At 68.4% G+C, this 16,082-nt stretch carries 19 protein-coding genes and 2 pseudogenes; 12 read left to right on the top strand and 9 right to left on the bottom strand.

The genetic code is table 11. The features are described 5' to 3' along the window. Positions 1–179 precede the first annotated feature (179 nt). On the bottom strand, positions 180–560 hold the full coding sequence (locus DN412_RS36525) for a c-type cytochrome (RefSeq protein WP_115215996.1): 381 nt from the start codon (positions 558–560) through the stop codon (positions 180–182). A gap of 176 nt (positions 561–736) precedes the next feature. Here DN412_RS36525 and DN412_RS36520 point away from each other — a divergent pair, with 176 nt between their 5' ends. From DN412_RS36520 to DN412_RS36510, 3 genes are all read left to right on the top strand, one after another. Next, positions 737–1,144: a hypothetical protein gene (locus tag DN412_RS36520; protein ID WP_167471176.1), complete on the top strand. Its 408-nt coding sequence runs from the start codon at positions 737–739 to the stop codon at positions 1,142–1,144. A gap of 128 nt (positions 1,145–1,272) precedes the next feature. Beyond that, a complete protein-coding gene (locus tag DN412_RS36515; protein WP_115215994.1) occupies positions 1,273–1,929 on the top strand; it encodes a DsbA family oxidoreductase in 657 nt (218 codons plus the stop codon). Between the two features lie 120 nt (positions 1,930–2,049). After that, positions 2,050–2,370, top strand: coding sequence for a winged helix-turn-helix domain-containing protein (locus tag DN412_RS36510; RefSeq protein ID WP_115216000.1), 321 nt, complete (start codon positions 2,050–2,052; stop codon positions 2,368–2,370). A gap of 16 nt (positions 2,371–2,386) precedes the next feature. Here the strand turns inward: DN412_RS36510 and DN412_RS36505 are convergent, their stop codons facing one another. Beyond that, a complete protein-coding gene (locus DN412_RS36505; protein WP_115215993.1) occupies positions 2,387–2,881 on the bottom strand; it encodes a hypothetical protein in 495 nt (164 codons plus the stop codon). Between the two features lie 499 nt (positions 2,882–3,380). Here DN412_RS36505 and DN412_RS36495 point away from each other — a divergent pair, with 499 nt between their 5' ends. The 7 genes and pseudogenes from DN412_RS36495 to DN412_RS36465 all read left to right on the top strand — a co-directional run bounded on the left by DN412_RS36495 (position 3,381) and on the right by DN412_RS36465 (position 9,471). Next, complete coding sequence (locus tag DN412_RS36495) at positions 3,381–3,809, top strand: polyhydroxyalkanoate granule-associated phasin (protein ID WP_115215991.1); 429 nt, start codon at positions 3,381–3,383, stop codon at positions 3,807–3,809. A 217-nt stretch (positions 3,810–4,026) separates the two neighbouring features. After that, entirely contained in the window at positions 4,027–5,613 is a 1,587-nt protein-coding gene (locus DN412_RS36490) for a histidine kinase N-terminal 7TM domain-containing diguanylate cyclase (RefSeq protein WP_115215990.1), read from the top strand. A gap of 64 nt (positions 5,614–5,677) precedes the next feature. Further along, positions 5,678–5,821: pseudogene (locus tag DN412_RS45080) on the top strand (nitronate monooxygenase); the annotation flags it as partial. 211 nt (positions 5,822–6,032) lie between these two features. Then, positions 6,033–8,069: a type IV pili methyl-accepting chemotaxis transducer N-terminal domain-containing protein gene (locus tag DN412_RS36480; RefSeq protein ID WP_115215989.1), complete on the top strand. Its 2,037-nt coding sequence runs from the start codon at positions 6,033–6,035 to the stop codon at positions 8,067–8,069. Next, complete coding sequence (locus tag DN412_RS36475) at positions 8,066–8,722, top strand: response regulator (protein WP_115215988.1); 657 nt, start codon at positions 8,066–8,068, stop codon at positions 8,720–8,722. Before DN412_RS36480 ends, DN412_RS36475 begins: the two co-directional genes overlap by 4 nt. Before the next feature lie 245 nt (positions 8,723–8,967). Continuing rightward, positions 8,968–9,126, top strand: a complete 159-nt coding sequence (locus DN412_RS36470) for a DUF3309 family protein (RefSeq protein WP_115215987.1) — start codon at positions 8,968–8,970, stop codon at positions 9,124–9,126. Between the two features lie 156 nt (positions 9,127–9,282). Then, positions 9,283–9,471: a DUF3008 family protein gene (locus DN412_RS36465; RefSeq protein ID WP_078201115.1), complete on the top strand. Its 189-nt coding sequence runs from the start codon at positions 9,283–9,285 to the stop codon at positions 9,469–9,471. A gap of 88 nt (positions 9,472–9,559) precedes the next feature. Here DN412_RS36465 and DN412_RS36460 read toward each other — a convergent pair whose 3' ends face one another. From DN412_RS36460 to DN412_RS36450, 3 genes and pseudogenes are all read right to left on the bottom strand, one after another. Continuing rightward, a complete protein-coding gene (locus DN412_RS36460) occupies positions 9,560–10,321 on the bottom strand; it encodes a ParB-like protein (RefSeq protein ID WP_425267477.1) in 762 nt (253 codons plus the stop codon). Next, positions 10,305–10,748: a hypothetical protein gene (locus DN412_RS36455; protein WP_115215986.1), complete on the bottom strand. Its 444-nt coding sequence runs from the start codon at positions 10,746–10,748 to the stop codon at positions 10,305–10,307. The genes DN412_RS36460 and DN412_RS36455 overlap by 17 nt, the downstream gene beginning before the upstream one ends. 188 nt (positions 10,749–10,936) lie before the next feature. Continuing rightward, positions 10,937–11,218 (bottom strand): annotated as a pseudogene (locus DN412_RS36450) (SDR family oxidoreductase); the annotation flags it as partial. 218 nt (positions 11,219–11,436) lie between these two features. Here DN412_RS36450 and DN412_RS36445 point away from each other — a divergent pair. Next, a complete protein-coding gene (locus DN412_RS36445; protein ID WP_115215998.1) occupies positions 11,437–12,402 on the top strand; it encodes a BON domain-containing protein in 966 nt (321 codons plus the stop codon). Positions 12,403–12,452: 50 nt separating this feature from the next. Continuing rightward, on the top strand, positions 12,453–13,088 hold the full coding sequence (locus tag DN412_RS36440; RefSeq protein ID WP_115215985.1) for a ParB-like protein: 636 nt from the start codon (positions 12,453–12,455) through the stop codon (positions 13,086–13,088). A 111-nt stretch (positions 13,089–13,199) separates the two neighbouring features. On the opposite strand, the gene DN412_RS36435 is transcribed toward DN412_RS36440, so the two are convergent. The 4 genes from DN412_RS36435 to DN412_RS36420 all read right to left on the bottom strand — a co-directional run bounded on the left by DN412_RS36435 (position 13,200) and on the right by DN412_RS36420 (position 16,059). Beyond that, on the bottom strand, positions 13,200–13,763 hold the full coding sequence (locus DN412_RS36435; RefSeq protein ID WP_115215984.1) for a low affinity iron permease family protein: 564 nt from the start codon (positions 13,761–13,763) through the stop codon (positions 13,200–13,202). Between the two features lie 144 nt (positions 13,764–13,907). Beyond that, positions 13,908–14,366, bottom strand: a complete 459-nt coding sequence (locus tag DN412_RS36430) for a PRC-barrel domain-containing protein (RefSeq protein WP_115215983.1) — start codon at positions 14,364–14,366, stop codon at positions 13,908–13,910. 74 nt (positions 14,367–14,440) lie between these two features. Next, a complete protein-coding gene (locus tag DN412_RS36425; protein ID WP_115215982.1) occupies positions 14,441–14,887 on the bottom strand; it encodes a hypothetical protein in 447 nt (148 codons plus the stop codon). A 224-nt stretch (positions 14,888–15,111) separates the two neighbouring features. Then, on the bottom strand, positions 15,112–16,059 hold the full coding sequence (locus DN412_RS36420; protein ID WP_244222965.1) for a sensor histidine kinase: 948 nt from the start codon (positions 16,057–16,059) through the stop codon (positions 15,112–15,114). Between the last annotated feature and the right edge of the window lie 23 nt (positions 16,060–16,082).

Genomic DNA, 16,082 nt, shown 5'->3' with positions numbered 1-16,082 from the left:
GAAGGGCTGTGTCAGGCGCGTCCATTTGCGTGCTCCTTTGGAAAAACGAGAGTGTGCGAATCTTCGTTTTACTCCAGGAGTTGCCTCCGCGGCCCTTCATAGTATCTACATAACCAAGCCAACAAGCAAGAAGCCCCACCGCCTACGCCGGCCAAGAACCCAGCCCCCCAATTCCCCGCTTACTGAAGGGTCTGCAGATAAGCCAACAAATCCGTAATCTGCCTATCATCACCAAGCCCCCAAAACCGCATCTTCGTCCCAGGCACCACCTTCCCAGGCGAATGAATAAAGGCCCGCAGCGTGTCCTGCGACCACACCACCTTCGACGCCCGCATCGCCTCCGAATACTGGAAATCAGTGGTACCACCCGCGGCACGGCCGAAGATGCCGTTGAGCTGCGGCCCGAACCCAGCCCGCGCGTTACGGCCAACGTGGTGGCACGAAGCGCAGCGTGTGGCAAACAACGCCTTGCCAGCCTGGATATCGGCGGCGGCAGCTGCTGCGGTGGGAAGAGCGGTGATGGCAGTCAGGGCCAGCAAAACAAAGACGGTACGGCGCATGGGACAGCTAAGGAAGGAAAGCGCTTCGGCAACGGGGTTGCATGATACAGGCGTCGCCAGGTCCCGGTTCCTATAGCAGGGTTACACCACGTCACACTTGCAACACTTCGCGCGACCCATATTACAAGCCCGCCCCCTACAGTGAGCCCATGTCCAACGCCCCTTGGGAGGCAACCATGAAACGAATCGTCGCAATGGCGGTAGCAGGTGGTGCAATGCTGGTGGCCAGCGCCGGGGCTTACGCCGGCGTGAATATCGATATCGGCATCGGCGTGCCGGGCGTGGTGCTTGCCCAGCCGGCGCCGGTCTACCGTCCGGCCCCGGTCTATGCGCCCGCGCCCGTGTATGCGCCAGCGCCGGTTGCCTATGCGCCGCCCCCGGTGGTGGTGGCCCCGCGCCCCGTGGTGGTGGCACCGGTGCCGGTACGCTATGACTATGACCGCGGCTATCGTCGGGACTACCGCCGCGACGATTACCGCGAAAGCTACCACGACTACCGCCGCGACTGGCGCGAGCGCGAATGGGCACACCGCCATGGCGACAATGACGACCACGGTCGCGGGCAAGGGCGCCGCTGGGACTGACCTGATGGGCGGGCGCCCGGCCATGGCTGTGGCGCCCGCCTGCAAGGATTCTCCAGTCAGGCTACCCTGTCGGCAATTTCCAGTTCCGGGCCCGGAGCCACGCGCCCCCGCCCATGCCAGGAGTAGCCATGCCCCAACCCATCAAGATCGACTTCGTCTCCGATATCGCCTGCCCGTGGTGCGCCATCGGCCTGTCTTCATTGCAGCTCGCGCTACAGCGTCTTGGCGATACGGTGGATGCCGAGATCGTCGTGCATCCGTTTGAACTCAACCCGGGGATGCGCCCCGAGGGCGAGACAATCGTCGACTATCTCGGCAAAAAGTACGGTCGCACCCCGGCCCAGATCGCTGAAACCCAGGCCATGATCCGCGAGCGCGGTGCCGCCGTGGGTTTTCCCTTCGGCCAGCGCACCCATGTCTACAACACCTTCGATGCCCACCGGCTGCTGCATTGGGCAGGGCTGCAGGGCAAGCAGCTGCCGCTGAAGCTGGCGCTGCTGCGCGCTTACCATGGCGACGGCAAGGACCCGAGCAATCACGACGTACTCGTCGCAGCCGCGCAGGCCGTCGGCCTGGATGCTGCTGCGGCGCGCAAGGTGCTGGAAGGCGATGACTATGCCGATGCGGTGCGCGCGGAGATCCAGGAGTACCAGCGCATGGGCATCCAGTCCGTGCCGTCCATCATCTTCAACAACCGCTACCTGGTCACCGGCGGGCAGCCGGTGGAGGCCTTCGAGCAGGCCATCCGGGAGATCGTTGCCGAGGCGCAGCAGGCGCATGGCTAGCGCCTGCCCGCCGCCGGCGTCGCGCGCCAGGCTTGAGTTAGACTCGCGCCCATGAACAAGCGCACTGCTACGACTGCCAGGGCCGTCAGGGCGGCCGCTGCCCCCTCGGTACGTTTTCGCCTGCGCGTCACGGTGGCGGACGTGATCGCGTTCGGCCCGGGCAAGATCGCACTGCTGGAGGCGGTGCGCGACTGCGGCTCGATCTCGGCGGGCGCGCGCAGCCTGGGCATGTCCTACCGCCGCGCCTGGGTCCTGCTGCAGGAAATCAACACGGCGATGCGCAGCCCGGCCGTGCTGTCCGAGCATGGCGGCGAGCACGGCGGCGGCAGCGTGCTGACCCCCGAGGGCGAGGCGGCGATCCGCCTGTACCGCGCCATCGAGAAAAAGGCCGCCGCGGCCTGCTCGCGCGACATCGCCGCGCTGCTCGACCTGCTGGCCTAGTTAGGACACTAGCCGCTCACGCGGCGCCGCGCTGCCACGGCCACACCGATATCCGCTGCACGGCAATTGCCTGGCGCGGGCCCAGGCGCCGGTCCCGCAGCGACATCAGCTGCAGGCCACCAGCCGCGGCGGGCAGTTGCACCCCGTCCTGCTCCACCACCAGCATGGCGCCCGCCCCGATCGGGCTGTTGTACAACTCGTGCCAGCTGAACAGGCAGGCATAGCCGTCGCCCGCCTGCACGGCGATCACCATCTGCTTGGCTTGCGAGCGCGGCAGCGTGGGCATCCCGGCCAGATCCAGCAAGTCGGTCACCAGCACACCGCGCAAGCGGCTGACGCGGCGGATATGCCGCCCGGAATAGCATTCGACGACCAATGGTCCGCCGGCGGTGGTAGGCATGGCCAGCAGCTCGCCGCGCCCGATATGGCGGCAGTGCGGCAAGGCGCCGGCAAGCTCGACACTGTCGGAGAAATGCGCGGCGTGCGGCGCGTGATCGGACGGGTTCGGCATGGGCCTGTCTCCGGTTGGCAAGCGGGTACTCATGGCGCCACCCGCAGCGGATCGCCCGTGAGCGCCCGCAGGCGCCGCAGCGATACGCTGTGCTCCGTCAGCAGCGTATGCAGGACACGGACAAGATGCGAATCGACCAGCTCTCGGGACGTGGCGCATGGGGCGGGGGTGCAAGCGTTATATACATTCTGACATAACGCCTGTTCCCCGGCCCATATGCGTGCGCATATGACCGCTATACGCAAGTGGCCCGCCCGGTACACCCGGGCGGGCGCTGCAGGACCAGGGGGCATCCGGGCCCAGGCGGCTCTCCCGCCGGGCATCGAGGCCCAAACGGCTGGGATGCAAATGAATGACACACTTTGGTGCAAGGATGCCGACATGGCGATGCGCGCCGTTACCGCATAAGCTAGTCCGGGTGCCACCCCCCTGGCGGCACCGCCGTGTGCAGCAACTGGCGCCCCGACTGCGCGCACGCCCACCACCGGAGATTCCCGTGATGATGACCTCAATGCAAGCCTTCTGGCCGCTCGGCTTCTGGCCGTTTCCCACCCTCTTCTCCGGCGTGCACCAGGTCGAGGCCATGGAGGCCGACCTGGCGGACAACTGGCGCCGCATGGCCGAACTCAACCTGGAGTTCGCCCGTACCCTGTTCGAAGACATGCAGTTCGACGCCATGGGCAAGATGGTGGCGCAGGAGCCCGAGGCCATGTATGCGCGCGAGATCGCCCTCGAGCTGCCGCTGCTCGGCAGCCCGCTGCACTACGCGTCGGCCATGCTGGAGCTGTGCGCCCGCGCCCAGCAGAAGTGGATAGACGCCTGGGGCCACCTGCTGACGCGGGGCCTGATGCCTGACTGGCAGGATCTGCAGAAGGGCGTCACCGATGTCCCCTTCTGGCAGGTGCGCGAGACACCGCGGCCGGCGTGACCCCGGGCTGCTTCACCCCCCTCTTCACACCGCCACGCCTGGCTATATGTCGTAGGGCGGCGCCGGGCGACCTGTTGCATCGGCGCACCCACGGCCAAGCCAGCCGCGCAGCCCGGTATCATGCTCGCTGACGAGATCTCGGATCGCCGCAACGGGCGCGTGCGCCTTGCCGGGCGCCGGAACCAGCGCCCCGGTCTCGGGACGCGCTCCGCCTTCAATGCCCTCATATTTCCTGGTTCTCCTGCTTACCGTCGCCGTGGTCGCCTGCATCGGCATGGCCATCGCCACCTGGCCGCGGCGCGACGATCCGACCGTCCAGGCGTTCCTGGTGCTGGCTTTCGGCGCGGCGGTCTGGAGCGGCGGCCGCCTGCTGGAGGTCAGCTCCACGGACCTTGAGGGGCGCATCCTGTGGGCCAAGGTCCAGTACATCGGGATCGTCGCCGTGCCGATCGGCTGGCTGGTGGCGATGGTGCACCTGAGCCGCCCGCGCTATGTCGTGCCCTGGTCCAGGCTGTGGCTGCCCGTGCTGGTGGCCGTGGTCACCGTGGTGATGGTCTTCACCAACGAGCGCCACCGGCTGATCTGGCCGCGCATCACGCTGATGCCTCCCGGCGTATTGCCGGGCGCGGTGTTCGACCATGGCATTGGCTATGCCGTCGCCGCCGTCTGGACGTACCTGCTGCTGGGGGTGAGCCAATATTTCCTGGTCACGGCCGAAGTGCCCAACGGGGCCTTGTCGCGCCGGGGCCGCGCCATCCTGGCCTCGGGCCTGGCCCTGCCCCTGGTGGCTAATGTCGCCTATCTCAACCGCTGGACCGGTCCGCTGGGCGGGGACCTGACACCGGCGACGTTTTCGCTGATGGCGGCGCTGGTCTGGTTCTGCGCGCTGCGCACGCACCTTGACGATATCGGCCACTATGCCCGCCTGCGGGTATTCGATGCGCTCAGCGAGGGCTGCGTGATCGTCGACGGCCATGGCGCCATCGTCGAATTCAATCCGGCCGCGGCGCAGCTGTGGCCCGCCCTGCGCCTTGGCGACCCGCTGCCCGCGGGCTGGGAAGCCGCGCTGCTTCACTCTCCTGCCGACGCTGCCAAGACCGACGCCAACCAGGCGGCCACGCCCTTCGTGCCGCCGGGCGCGCCCTTCGAGCTGACCGTGGAGCGCGTGGCGCGCCTGGACGGCAGGCAGATCGGCAGCCTGCTGTTCCTGCGCGACATCAGCCGCTTCCAGTCGCGCGAGCTGGCCCTGACCGCGCGGCTCGGCCAGACGGAGGAGCAGTTGTGGCAGGTGCAGGCCGACCTGGATATCGACGCCCTGACCGGCATCCGCAACCGGCGCTACTTCCAGCGTGAATCGATCGCGGCCGTGACCCGGGCGTGCGAGCGCAGCCAGGCGCTGGGCCTGCTGATCCTGGATGTGGACCAGTTCAAGCAATACAACGACCTGCATGGCCACGTGGCCGGCGACGACTGCCTGCGCCAGATTGCCGGCGCCCTGTGCCGCACGCTGTCCGGCGAGCAATTCTGCGCGCGGCTGGGCGGCGAGGAATTCGCCGTGGTGCTGCCCGGCGCCACGCCCGACGAGACCCGCGACGTGGCGCGCCGCACGGTGGCAGCGGTGCGCGACCTGGGCATTGCCCACAACGGCACGCCGGTGCAGCCGGTGGTCACCATCAGCGTGGGCGCGGTCTGGACCGTGCCCGAAGCGCCGCGTCTTGAGCCGCTGCTGCACCGCGCCGACAGCGCGATGTACGGTGCCAAGCGCGCGGGGCGCAACCGCTTCATGCTCGACGGCGACGCCTGAGCGCCATCGCGCGCGTTGGTGGCATCGCGCAGGCCCAGGTAGACCGCGTCGGCGCCGTGCTGCAGCCCCATTCGACCTGCGCCACCACCACCCCGACCTGATGGGCCGCACCCGCGGCAGCCGTGACAAGCCCGCCATCGAAGCCGCCAACCTCGAGGCGCTCGATCGCGAGATCCGCGCGGCACGCGTGGCGTCCGAGGGCCGCGGGCGGCGGATATATCACGACGCGATAAATCTGGCGCTGCAAACCCATCCCCAACCAGCGGATGCGCCGCCAACCGCACACAAGCCGCACTGGCGCCGGGTTTACTTGATCTGGCACAGGAAGCCCCGCCTGCCGCGCAGGGAAAATATCCTTCAACGCCAGCGCGTCGCCATGCCCGCGCCGGCATCCCCGACAGGTAGCCCCCGATACCACCATGTCCGAAACCGATCCTGCTGCCGCCAGCGCCACGGCGGCGTCCGCGTTGCCTGCCCTGCGCCACCGCCTTTCCACCCGCATCATCTCGCTCTCGCTGGCCGTGCTGCTGGTGGTGCTTGGCATGATCTCCGGCACCCTGTGGCTGTCCTGGAAGCTGGAAGGCGCCGGTGCCGCGATCAACGACGCCGGCAGCCTGCGCATGCGCGCCAACCGCGTGGCGATCGAGCTGACGCAGGCGCAGGCGCGCCAGCACAATGACCTTGCCGCGCAGGTGCAGGCGCTGGACGCCACGCTGGCGCTCCTGAAAAAGGGCGACGCGGCAAGGCCGCTGTTCCTGCCGGACGAGCCCGCCATCCACGCGCAGATGGCCCGTGCCACCGAGGACTGGCAACAACGGCTGCGGCCGTTGGCGGTGACAAGTACCGGGGATGGCGCCATGCTGGCCCGCGTTTCAGACAGCTACATTGCTGCGCTGCCCGGCTTTGTCGCCGAGGCCGACCGCCTGGTCGGCATGATCGAACACGACAGCGCGCGCAAGACCGACCTGCTGCGCCTGTCGCAGACCGCGCTGGCGCTGATGGCCTGCGTGGGCACGGTGGCCGTGATCTACCTGCTCTACCTGTGGATCATCCTGCCGGTGCTGCGGCTGCAGGACGGCCTGCGGCGCATGGCCGCGCGCGAGTTCTCGCTGCGCCTGCCGGTGGAAAGCCGCGACGAGTTCGGCACGCTCAGCGAAGGCTTCAACCGCATGGCCGGCGAGCTGCAGGGCCTGTATCGGGATCTTGAGGCCCGCGTGGCGCAGAAGACCGCTGAGCTGGAACGCCAGAACCGCGACCTGGAGACACTGTACGAGATGGCCGCCTTCCTGAACCAGGCCGCCGATGCCGAAGGCATGGGGCAAGGTTTCCTGGCGCGCGTGATGCGCCAGTTCGATGCGGATGGCGGCAGCGTGCGGGTGCTAGACCGCCGTCACGGCAGGATGCGCCTGCTGGCGGCAGCGGGGCTGCCGGCCGCCCTGGCCGAAGCCGAGTCCTGCGCCTCAGCCTGCGCCTGCCATTGCGGTGATGCCACGCGCGAGGCCGTGATCGCCATCGTAGACCTGCGCGCGGCGCAGCGCACCGGCACCGGCGCGCAAGAGGAAGCGCCTTGTGGCCGCAATGGCTTCCGGTCGGTGGCGGCGTTCCGTATCGAAACCCAGCGCGGCGCCGCCGGCATGTTCGCGCTGCATTTCCGCACGCCGCGCTGGCTGCCGCCGTCGGACCGGCAATTGCTGCAGACGCTGGCGCAGCACCTGGGCACCGCGCTGGAGCACCTGCGCCTGTCCGCCACGGCGCGCCAGCTGGCCGTGGTGGAAGAGCGCAACCTGGTGGCGCAGGGCCTGCACGACAGCATTGCGCAGGGCCTGAACTACCTGAACCTGCAGGTGCAGTTGCTGGATGACGCGGTGGCGCGCGACGACCTGGACGAGACCCGCGAACTCGTGCCGATGCTGCGCCATGGCGTGGAAGAGAGCTACCAGGACGTGCGCGAGCTGCTGAACAACTTCCGCTCGCGGCTCGGCACCGGCGAGTTGCGCCCGGCAGTGGAAGAAACCGTTGGACGCTTTCGCCGGCAATGCCGCACCGAGGCCATGCTGGCCATCGATGAAGGCGGCGGCGCGTGGCCGTTGTCGCCGGAGCAGCAGCTGCAGGTGCTGTTCATCCTGCAGGAGGCACTCTCCAACGTGCGCAAGCACGCCATGGCGGCGCACGTGGCGGTGGCGCTCAGCCATGGCCGCGACTTCCGGCTGGTAGTGCAGGACGACGGCGAGGGCTTCGACCCGGACGAGCTTGCCACGCGCGCCGACACCCATATCGGCCTGAACATCATGCGCGAGCGCGCCGCGCGCCTGGGCGCACAACTGCATGTGCAGGCCAGCCCCGGCAGCGGCGTGCGCATCGAACTGGTGCTGCCCGCCGGCAAGCAGGCCGCCACGATCCCGGAACGCGCCACCAGCCCCGCCGGCACCACCAGTACTACCGAGACCCAGCCATGACCATCCGCATCCTGCTGATCGACGACCACACCCTGTTCCGCTCGGGTATCCGCGCGCTGCTGCAGCGCCAGGCCGACTTCGAGATCGTCGACGAAGCCGCCGACGGCGTGGAAGGCATCAAGCGCGCCAAGCAGCACCGCCCCGACGTGATCCTGCTGGACCTGAACATGCCCGGGCTATCGGGACTGGAGGCGTTGCAGCTGCTGGTCGAGGACCTGCCGCAGACGGCCGTGATCGTGCTGACGGTGTCCGAGGAAGCCGAGGAGCTGGCCGCCGCGCTGCGCGGCGGCGCGCGTGGCTACCTGATCAAGAATATCGAAACCGAGGCGTTGATCGCCGCCATCCGCCGCGCCGCCGCGGGCGAACCGGTGATCTCCGACAGCATGACGGCCAAGCTGGTGGCGCAGTTCCGGGCGCCCGCGCCGGCCGCCGCGCCCCGCCAGGATGAGGCGCCGCGACTGACCGCGCGGGAGCGCGAGATCGTGCAGGGCCTGTCGCGCGGCGAAAGCAACAAGGAGATCGCGCGCGACCTGGGCGTGGCGGAAAGCACGGTCAAGATCCACGTGCAGAGCATCCTGAAGAAACTCAACCTGGCCAGCCGCGTGCAGGTAGCAGTCTATGCCGTCGAGCACGGGCTGAACGCCACAGGCTGAGCGCGGCTTTGCCGTGCACTGCAGTCCCGCCAGTACAGGTAGCGCAGGCACCACAGCGGCTATGCGGCGCACCACGGCACTCTTGATGCGCCAGGCGTCGTCCGATTCCTACACCGATATCAGCCCCTGCCCGGAGGGATGCCCGTGCCCCTTGATCTACGCTGAATTCTAGGCGGATGGCTCCCCGGAGCCGCCTCGGTCCGGAAGCCTTGCGGCTTCCCCGATCCACGAACAAGGAGCACGCCATGGGAATCGGCACCATCCTTCTGATCATTCTTGTCTTGCTGCTGCTCGGCGCACTGCCCGCCTGGCCGTACAGTACCGGCTGGGGCTACTGGCCAAGCGGCGGCCTGGGCCTGATCGTCCTGATCGTGGTGCTGCTGGTGGTGCTGGGCCGGATATAGCGTCCGGCCGGCAGCGGGCGATGCGCGCAGGCTCGCGGGCATAGGGACCTGCGCGCGCCGCTACCCTTGTAGCGGCAGCGCGTGGAGCCTATAACGAAGCGCGGGCGACGCCACTGCATCGCCCGGCCCTTCCCACTCTTCGCAAAGGAGACTCAGATGCCAGCAAAATCCAAGGCGCAACAACAGGCCGCCGGAGCGGCGCTCTCCGCAAAGCGCGGCGAGAAGAAGGCAGGTTCGCTGAAGGGACCTTCACGCTCGATGGTCAAGTCGATGAGCGAGAAGGAACTCGACAAGATGGCTTCGACCAAGACCAAGGGCATGCCGAAGCACAAGTCGGACAGCTGATCCGCGGGCGCCGGCCTCTTGCGGGAGGCCGGCCGGCCCTGACACAGGGCGGTTGAACAAACAGGGCAGGCGTGTGCCTGCCCTGTGTCTATCTGGCGTTGGCCTGCCTGCCCTTCCCGACCTTGGCCGCCCTGGCGGCTTTCCCCACCTTCCCCGCCACCGCCCTCCCGCAATAGCCTGGCAGCCGCCTGGCCCTGGCGCTGCGCGCCAGCCTGATCGACTCCGTCAGCGCCAGCCCGAAGCCAGCAATACTGCCCAGGTCCTGCTCCACCCGGTCGCGCAGGAATCCGGCCCAGCAAAAGTCTCCGTACGCGTTGCCGGGCTTGCGGTACGCACCCGCCTCCCGCGTGAACGCAGCCAGGCTGCGATAGGGATCATCGCGCATGCCGCGCACCGTCGACGGCAGCGCCTTGGGGCCGAGCCGCTTGCCGCGCTCGTCGTAGGGATGGACATGGCCGAGACGGCGCATCCGCTTCCAGAACGCCGCCGCGCTCAGGCGGCTGAAATCCTGCAGCACAAGCACCGGCGCCCACTGGTAACCAAGGTCCAGCCAGGCGCGCGCCCAATGGTGGTGATCGATGACATAAAGCTCCCCGCCCGGCCCCGCCACGGTCTTGATGCGATGGCCGCGCATGAAGCGCCGCAGCGCCTCACGGTCGTCCGGATCCGCGTGGCGCTGCGTGACTTCCATCTTGTGGCAGACATGGATGTAGCCCAGCGTCAGCTGGGTCGGGCGCAGGCGCGACAGTTCGGCGATGGCCTTGCCGCGCAGCCGGCGCGGCAAGGCGAGGGGCGTGCCCGCCTCTGTATGGTCGCCCGGCCCGGCGCGGCGGTCAGTCGTGCTCGACACGCTTCTGGTTGACGAAGTGCTCCAGCTCGCTGCCCGGGTCCTCGTTGCCGGTGCTCTCCTCGGCAACCGCCTCGCTGGCCAGCGGGCGCGGCCAGAATTCGCCCTCGCCATCGTGCACGGGCTCGCCACGCCGCGCGGGATTGAAGTCCATCCACTGCCCGCATTCCCAGTTGCCTTGCGCGCGCTCCATCCTGCTGGCGCCGGCCTCGCGCAGCACGTCCACCGCCACCGAACCCAGCCCCTTATTGACGCATACGGCCAGCATGACGTTGTCAGGCGGCTTGTCTGCGGCCGTGTTGCCGGCACCGTCCTGCGGCACCGACATGATGGATACATCCCATACCGAGAATCCGCGCGCGAACAGGGTCCGCGCCGCGTCCTCGGCGCTGGCCAGCGATTCGAAACGTCCCGCTACGATCGATGACATGATGGCTCCCTGATAATTTCGATTGGCTGTACCTGCTGCCATCGGTCTTGCAAAAGCCACGCCTGCATCGCAGGGTGGCGGGCAGTGCCCAGGCTGTGCATGCCGCGCAACGAGGGCCGCCGGCGCGTGCAATATTTGCAAAGGCGGCCCCGGAACTACATGCGCCCCGCCTGCGCCGGCCTGCCGCGTCAGCCGTTGACGACCTCGCCGCCGTTGATGTGCAGGATCTGCCCGGTGATGTAGCTGGCCGCGTCCGACGCCAGGAACACGAAGCCCCCCGCCACCTCGAACGGCTGGCCCGGGCGGCCCATGGGCGCCTGCTTGCCGAACTGCCCGACTTCCTCCGCGGTGAAGGTCGAGGGGATCAGCGGGGTCCAGATCGGCCCCGGGGCGATGCCGTTGACGCGGATGCCGCGCTCCACCACCTGCAGCGCCAGCGAGCGCGTGAACGACACGATCGCGCCCTTGGTGGGCTGGCGATGGCAAGGCTGCCGGACAGCCCGTAACCCTTACATCGCCCGGCAAACCTTACAGCGCACCGTCCCGCCAGGCTGCACGGCTTCGTCACCGCGCCGGGGCACGGATTTTGCGGCTATTGGAAGGTATGAACGTCAACGGCCTCTGGCGCACGCCGCACTTGCCTGCAAGCAGTGCCTTGACGCCGGGGCCCTACAGCCAGGAGGCAGATATGTTCAACTTCCGCAATGACCGCGGCCGCCCCGAAGCGCAGCGGCGCGAACGCAGCCCGGCGCAACGGATGCGCGACGAGAGCCGGGGCAGCGGCTCGGAGGACTGGGGGCAGGAATGGGGCGAGGACTGGCGTGGCGAGAGGGGCGGCGAGCGCCGCAGCCAGTACGGCGGCTATGAAAGCCGCAGTGAAAATCGAAGTGAAGAACAAGGACGCGACAACGAGTCCGCGCGCCACGGCGGCACCGGCCATCCGTACAGCAGCGGCTACGGCGGCTACCGCAACGAAGAGCGCGAATCGGGCTACGGCTATCGCGACGAAGACCGCTTCGGCCCGCGCGGACGCCGCGGCGAACTCAGTGAACGCGACGAAGACTGGGACGAACGCGGCGGACGCGCCATGCACTGGCGCGAAGGCAGCGAGCACGACCGCGCGCAGCGTGGCGGTCAGCCCAGCTATGGCGGCGGCTATTTTGGCGACGCCGGCAGCGGCGGCCAATCATACAGCGGCGGGCAGCGCGTCTATCCGGACGATCCAGGCTACCGCCGCCGCCCGCCCTACGCAGCGCAGGCGGGCGCAAGCGGGCCACAAGTCGGCCAGCACGTCGGGCGCCGCGCGGTCGGCCCCAAGGGTTACCGCCGCTCCGATGAGCGCGTGCGCGAGGATGTGTGCGAGCGCCTGGCCATGAACCCGTATGTTGACGTAGGCGAGGTCAGCGTGGAAGTTGCCAACGGCGTGGTGACGCTGGACGGCACCGTGCGCGAGCGCCGCGAGAAGTACGTGGTCGAGGAGATCGCCGATGCGGTGTTCGGCGTGACCGAGGTGGACAACCACCTGCGCGTGCAGCGCCAGCCCGGCACCGCATGGGCCGCGGGTTCCGAAGTCGGCGGGGACGACTCGGCTGGCGCTTCGGGCGCCGCTTCGGCCAGCGGTACGTCGCCGGACCGCACGCTGAACAAGAGTTGAGCCCGGCGATGCCATCCACCCAGGCGCGGTCGCGGGCCGCGCACTCTGGCATGCGGCGTGCGCCGCGCAAGCTCGCGCCAGAGAGCAAGCTGATGGTGCCGCTGGACGCGCTGCACCCGACCCAGATCACGGTAGGCGGCTACCATGTCGCGCAGAAGGTCCATGTCACGCGGCGCGTGCCGCCCGAATACCGCGCCGCCTTCCTGGACCGGCACCGCGTGCACGTGGTGATCGGTCCGGAACAAACGCTGTACGTGGTCGACCACCATCACTGGGTGCGCGCCTGGCATGACCTGGGGCTGACGCACGTGCCAGCCATCGTGCGGGCCGACCTGAGCGACATGGACGTGCCCGCGTTCTGGCGCCATATGGTGGCCAACCATATAGTCCATCCCTACGACGAGCAGGGCCACCGGCGCCCGCTGACCGAACTGCCCGAAGCCATCCACGACATGCGGGACGACCCGTATCGCAGCCTGGAGGCCTTCGTGCAGCTAGCCGGCGGCTATCGCAAGGTCAAGACGGCCTATATGGACTTCCGCTGGGCCGATTTCTTCCGGCGTCACGTGCCGGGTCCGTTCGACACCTCGCATCACTTCGCCTTCGCCCTGGCGCGCGCCTTCAGACTGGCCCACTCCGCGCAGGCGCGGGATCTGCCAGGCTATATCGGCGCGTTGCGGTGCTGATAGCCTGGTGCGCGCAGCGTCATCCGTTCGCTCTGGATGGCTTCGGGGCGCTGTTGCCGGCACCGGCAAGACAGGCATCGATGGCACCCGGAGGCGCCGCGTGCCCGCAAGCTAGGACGCTGCCGTGGCTGTAGCCGGACCGCTGCTGGCCGGCCGCGCCCGGTGCCCGCGCGCGGCGCGCGCCTGCCGTTTGGCGGCATGGTTCTCGCGCGCCTCGTCCAGCGAGTGGCTCGCCTTGATGCCGTCTTCCTTGTCGGCCAGCTCGGCCAGGTGGCGATAGAACATCACCAACTGGCGCAGTTCTTCCTCGTCCAGGTCCTCGATCGACACCAGCATGTTGCTCGCTTCACGGTGCGAGGCAAGCAGCTCATTGAGCTTCAGGTGGACCGCGACGGCATCCTTGTTCTGGCTCTGCTGGATCAGGAACACCATCAGGAAGGTGACGATGGTGGTGCCGGTATTGATGACCAGTTGCCAGGTTTCCGAGTAGCCAAACATCGGACCGGTGATGGCCCATGCGACGACCACGCCGAGCGCCAGCACGAAGGCGGTGGGCGACCCGGCATGCCGGGTCGCCGCGCCGGCGAAGCGGTCAAACAGGTGCAGCACGCTGGCATGTTTGCCGGGCCCGGACCGATGGCCAAGGCCAGGCGGAATTGGGCTGGATTTGCTCATTGTTGCGCTCCCACGGAATGAATCGCCAGGTCGTGCCGCCCGCGGCCTCGGGCAGGTGAATCACAAGGCCTGAACGGCGGGCCAGATAAACGAAACGCCGGACCTGCCTCCGGCGCCTCGCTCCCCCGGCTTCATGTCAAAGGCTCAGCCCTTCGGGTCATACCGGTCCGCCTCCCAATAAGGCGAGATCCCGTAGTACTGGTGGATGCTGGTCGCCCACTGCGAATCCGCCATGGTGGGCCAGTGGTCCTTGTCAAACCCCGGCGCTGCCTTGAGCCTGTCCCTCTCTATGCCGAGCACGAAGCACTTGCGCCGCGTATCCAGCGTCAGCGCGGACCACGGCAACGCAAAGAGCTTTTCGCCTATGCCGAGGAAGCCGCCCATCGCCAGTACGGCGTAGGCGACCCGCCCGCCCAGCACGTCGATCATGAGATGGTCGATGGTGCCGATATCGTCGCCGGCAGGGTCAACCACCTTGTTGCCTTCGAGCGTATCGGCTGCCATCACGAACGGGCCGGGGCCCGGGGAATCGCGGTCGATGCCGCCGACAATGGATGCGCCATGCGGCTGTTCGCCGGGGGATTCAGGTTGGACTGGGTTCATGGATACCTCCTTTTTGCATTGCCGTTGCAGGAAGGGTGGAGAAGCTGTCGAAGCGGCCGGCGCTGACGCGCGCTTCAGCGTTTGGACGGCTTGGCCGACTTGGCCGAAGCACCCTTGCGCTGGCCGGCCGGCTTGGCCCCGACGGGCTGCTTTTCGCTGCCTCGCTGGAGCTTCCAGTCGACGTCATCGCGCGCGGTCTGCGTCTTCTTCTCGGCGTGCATGGCTGCGCTCGGCGAGATCGGGTCGCTGGCCGGGAACGTCATCTCCAGCGAATCGTCCACGGCGACCTGGTAGGTCCGGGCTTCCTTGCTGCGCTGCTTGTCGCCGGCGGCGGCCTTGCTGCCAGCGCTGGCCTTGCCTGCGGACGGACCGCTCTTGCGGGCTGCCTGCGATTTGTCAGGCTTCGCGGATGTCATGGCCTTAGGCGCCTTCGCAGCCTTGGCGGACTTCGCGGCTTTCGCGCCGGCCGGCTTGTGAGCAACCTGCTCGGCCCGGGCGGACTTGCTGCTGGCTTTGGGCATGGTTGTTCCCTCCTTGGTTGGATCATTCATCCATGCAAGGGGCGGGCCAGACAGACGCGTGCCATGCAGAAGGCCACCGGCCCCTGTAAACGCCGCCGTCAACGCGGGGTGCATGGCGTGCGCGGCTGCCCAGGCGGGCAAGCGGTACGCGTAGCGTGGGGGCCCGGCAGGTAAAAACTACATCGGCGTGCGCCGCTGCACGGTTGCGCAAGGCACGCGCCGCGTCAGCCGCGGCGCATGTGGCGCGGGAACCTGACGGCAATGCAGACGCTGATCTTGTCGCTGTCGCCGCCGTCGGTCTCCGCGCTCAGCACGGCCCCGTGCATTTCCACCATGCGGCGCGTCAGCAGCAAGGCGCTGCTTTGCCGAAACGGGATCGCGCCGCCCTGCGCCGGCCGGCGGCCGAAGAAATCCGTCAGCGCGGCCAGCCGGCTGGCGCTACGCTGCTGGTCCTGCGGCGGGCTTTCGGTAATGCGCAGCTTGACGCAATCGGCCTCGCTGGACAGGTGTACGCCGACCGCGCCGCCAGCCGGGGCGCGCCAGATGCAGTGCACCAGCAGGTGCCGCAGCAGCGGGGCCAGCCGCGCGGCGTCGCCGTCGATCCAATAGGCGCTGGCCGGCAAGCCCGGTGCTTCCGGCACATCCGACGATTGCGGCGCATCGCAGGATCGCGGCGATCCTGCGGCGTCGTCCGTGGTCAGCGCAGACATCAGCACGCCGCGCGCGTCGGCCGCGGGGCGGCGATCGGCAATAGCCCGGGCGACCAGCGCCAGCAGGTCAACGTGTTGCCAGCGCGGCGTGCTCTCGTCGGCCAGCAGCCGCACCGCCTCTTCCATTTCTTCGATCAGCGCCAGCTGCTGCTGCATGCCGGAGCGGATGCCATCCAGCGCGCGCTGTGCCGGCGCCGGCGTGGTATCGAAGGCGCGATCCAGTACATAGGCCCAGCTCTGGATGGCGTTCAGCGACGAGCGCAGATCGTGCGCGGACTGCTCGATCAGCGCGCTGACCTCCTTCACGCTGCGCACGGCCTCGGCGCTGCCAATGCCGGCCGCTTGCACGCCGAGCGAGTCCGCCTTGACTGGATCCGCATCAATTGGAGTCGAAATGCGCGGAGCCTCGGCAAGCGGGTCAGGAGCGTCCGGCAGCCCGGACTGCGGGGAGTGCTGCGTCATGTGCATGTCGGCCGGATCGGTCG

This window comes from Cupriavidus lacunae, assembly GCF_003353055.1.
GTDB classification, from domain to species: domain Bacteria; phylum Pseudomonadota; class Gammaproteobacteria; order Burkholderiales; family Burkholderiaceae; genus Cupriavidus; species Cupriavidus lacunae.
Note: the sequence above shows the minus strand (reverse complement) of the source record. Positions and strands in the feature narration are given on the sequence as shown.

What these genes read in the sequence shown, in the direction of transcription:
- DN412_RS36525 (WP_115215996.1), bottom strand. Translation starts at nt 560, where the DNA reads ATGCGCCGTACCGTCTTTGTTTTGCTGGCCCTGACTGCCATCACCGCT.
- DN412_RS36520 (WP_167471176.1), top strand. Translation starts at nt 737, where the DNA reads ATGAAACGAATCGTCGCAATGGCGGTAGCAGGTGGTGCAATGCTGGTG.
- DN412_RS36515 (WP_115215994.1), top strand. Translation starts at nt 1,273, where the DNA reads ATGCCCCAACCCATCAAGATCGACTTCGTCTCCGATATCGCCTGCCCG.
- DN412_RS36505 (WP_115215993.1), bottom strand. Translation starts at nt 2,881, where the DNA reads ATGCCGAACCCGTCCGATCACGCGCCGCACGCCGCGCATTTCTCCGAC.
- DN412_RS36495 (WP_115215991.1), top strand. Translation starts at nt 3,381, where the DNA reads ATGATGACCTCAATGCAAGCCTTCTGGCCGCTCGGCTTCTGGCCGTTT.
- DN412_RS36490 (WP_115215990.1), top strand. Translation starts at nt 4,027, where the DNA reads ATGCCCTCATATTTCCTGGTTCTCCTGCTTACCGTCGCCGTGGTCGCC.
- DN412_RS36480 (WP_115215989.1), top strand. Translation starts at nt 6,033, where the DNA reads ATGTCCGAAACCGATCCTGCTGCCGCCAGCGCCACGGCGGCGTCCGCG.
- DN412_RS36475 (WP_115215988.1), top strand. Translation starts at nt 8,066, where the DNA reads ATGACCATCCGCATCCTGCTGATCGACGACCACACCCTGTTCCGCTCG.
- DN412_RS36470 (WP_115215987.1), top strand. Translation starts at nt 8,968, where the DNA reads ATGGGAATCGGCACCATCCTTCTGATCATTCTTGTCTTGCTGCTGCTC.
- DN412_RS36465 (WP_078201115.1), top strand. Translation starts at nt 9,283, where the DNA reads ATGCCAGCAAAATCCAAGGCGCAACAACAGGCCGCCGGAGCGGCGCTC.
- DN412_RS36455 (WP_115215986.1), bottom strand. Translation starts at nt 10,748, where the DNA reads ATGTCATCGATCGTAGCGGGACGTTTCGAATCGCTGGCCAGCGCCGAG.
- DN412_RS36445 (WP_115215998.1), top strand. Translation starts at nt 11,437, where the DNA reads ATGTTCAACTTCCGCAATGACCGCGGCCGCCCCGAAGCGCAGCGGCGC.
- DN412_RS36440 (WP_115215985.1), top strand. Translation starts at nt 12,453, where the DNA reads ATGCGGCGTGCGCCGCGCAAGCTCGCGCCAGAGAGCAAGCTGATGGTG.
- DN412_RS36435 (WP_115215984.1), bottom strand. Translation starts at nt 13,763, where the DNA reads ATGAGCAAATCCAGCCCAATTCCGCCTGGCCTTGGCCATCGGTCCGGG.
- DN412_RS36430 (WP_115215983.1), bottom strand. Translation starts at nt 14,366, where the DNA reads ATGAACCCAGTCCAACCTGAATCCCCCGGCGAACAGCCGCATGGCGCA.
- DN412_RS36425 (WP_115215982.1), bottom strand. Translation starts at nt 14,887, where the DNA reads ATGCCCAAAGCCAGCAGCAAGTCCGCCCGGGCCGAGCAGGTTGCTCAC.
- DN412_RS36420 (WP_244222965.1), bottom strand. Translation starts at nt 16,059, where the DNA reads ATGACGCAGCACTCCCCGCAGTCCGGGCTGCCGGACGCTCCTGACCCG.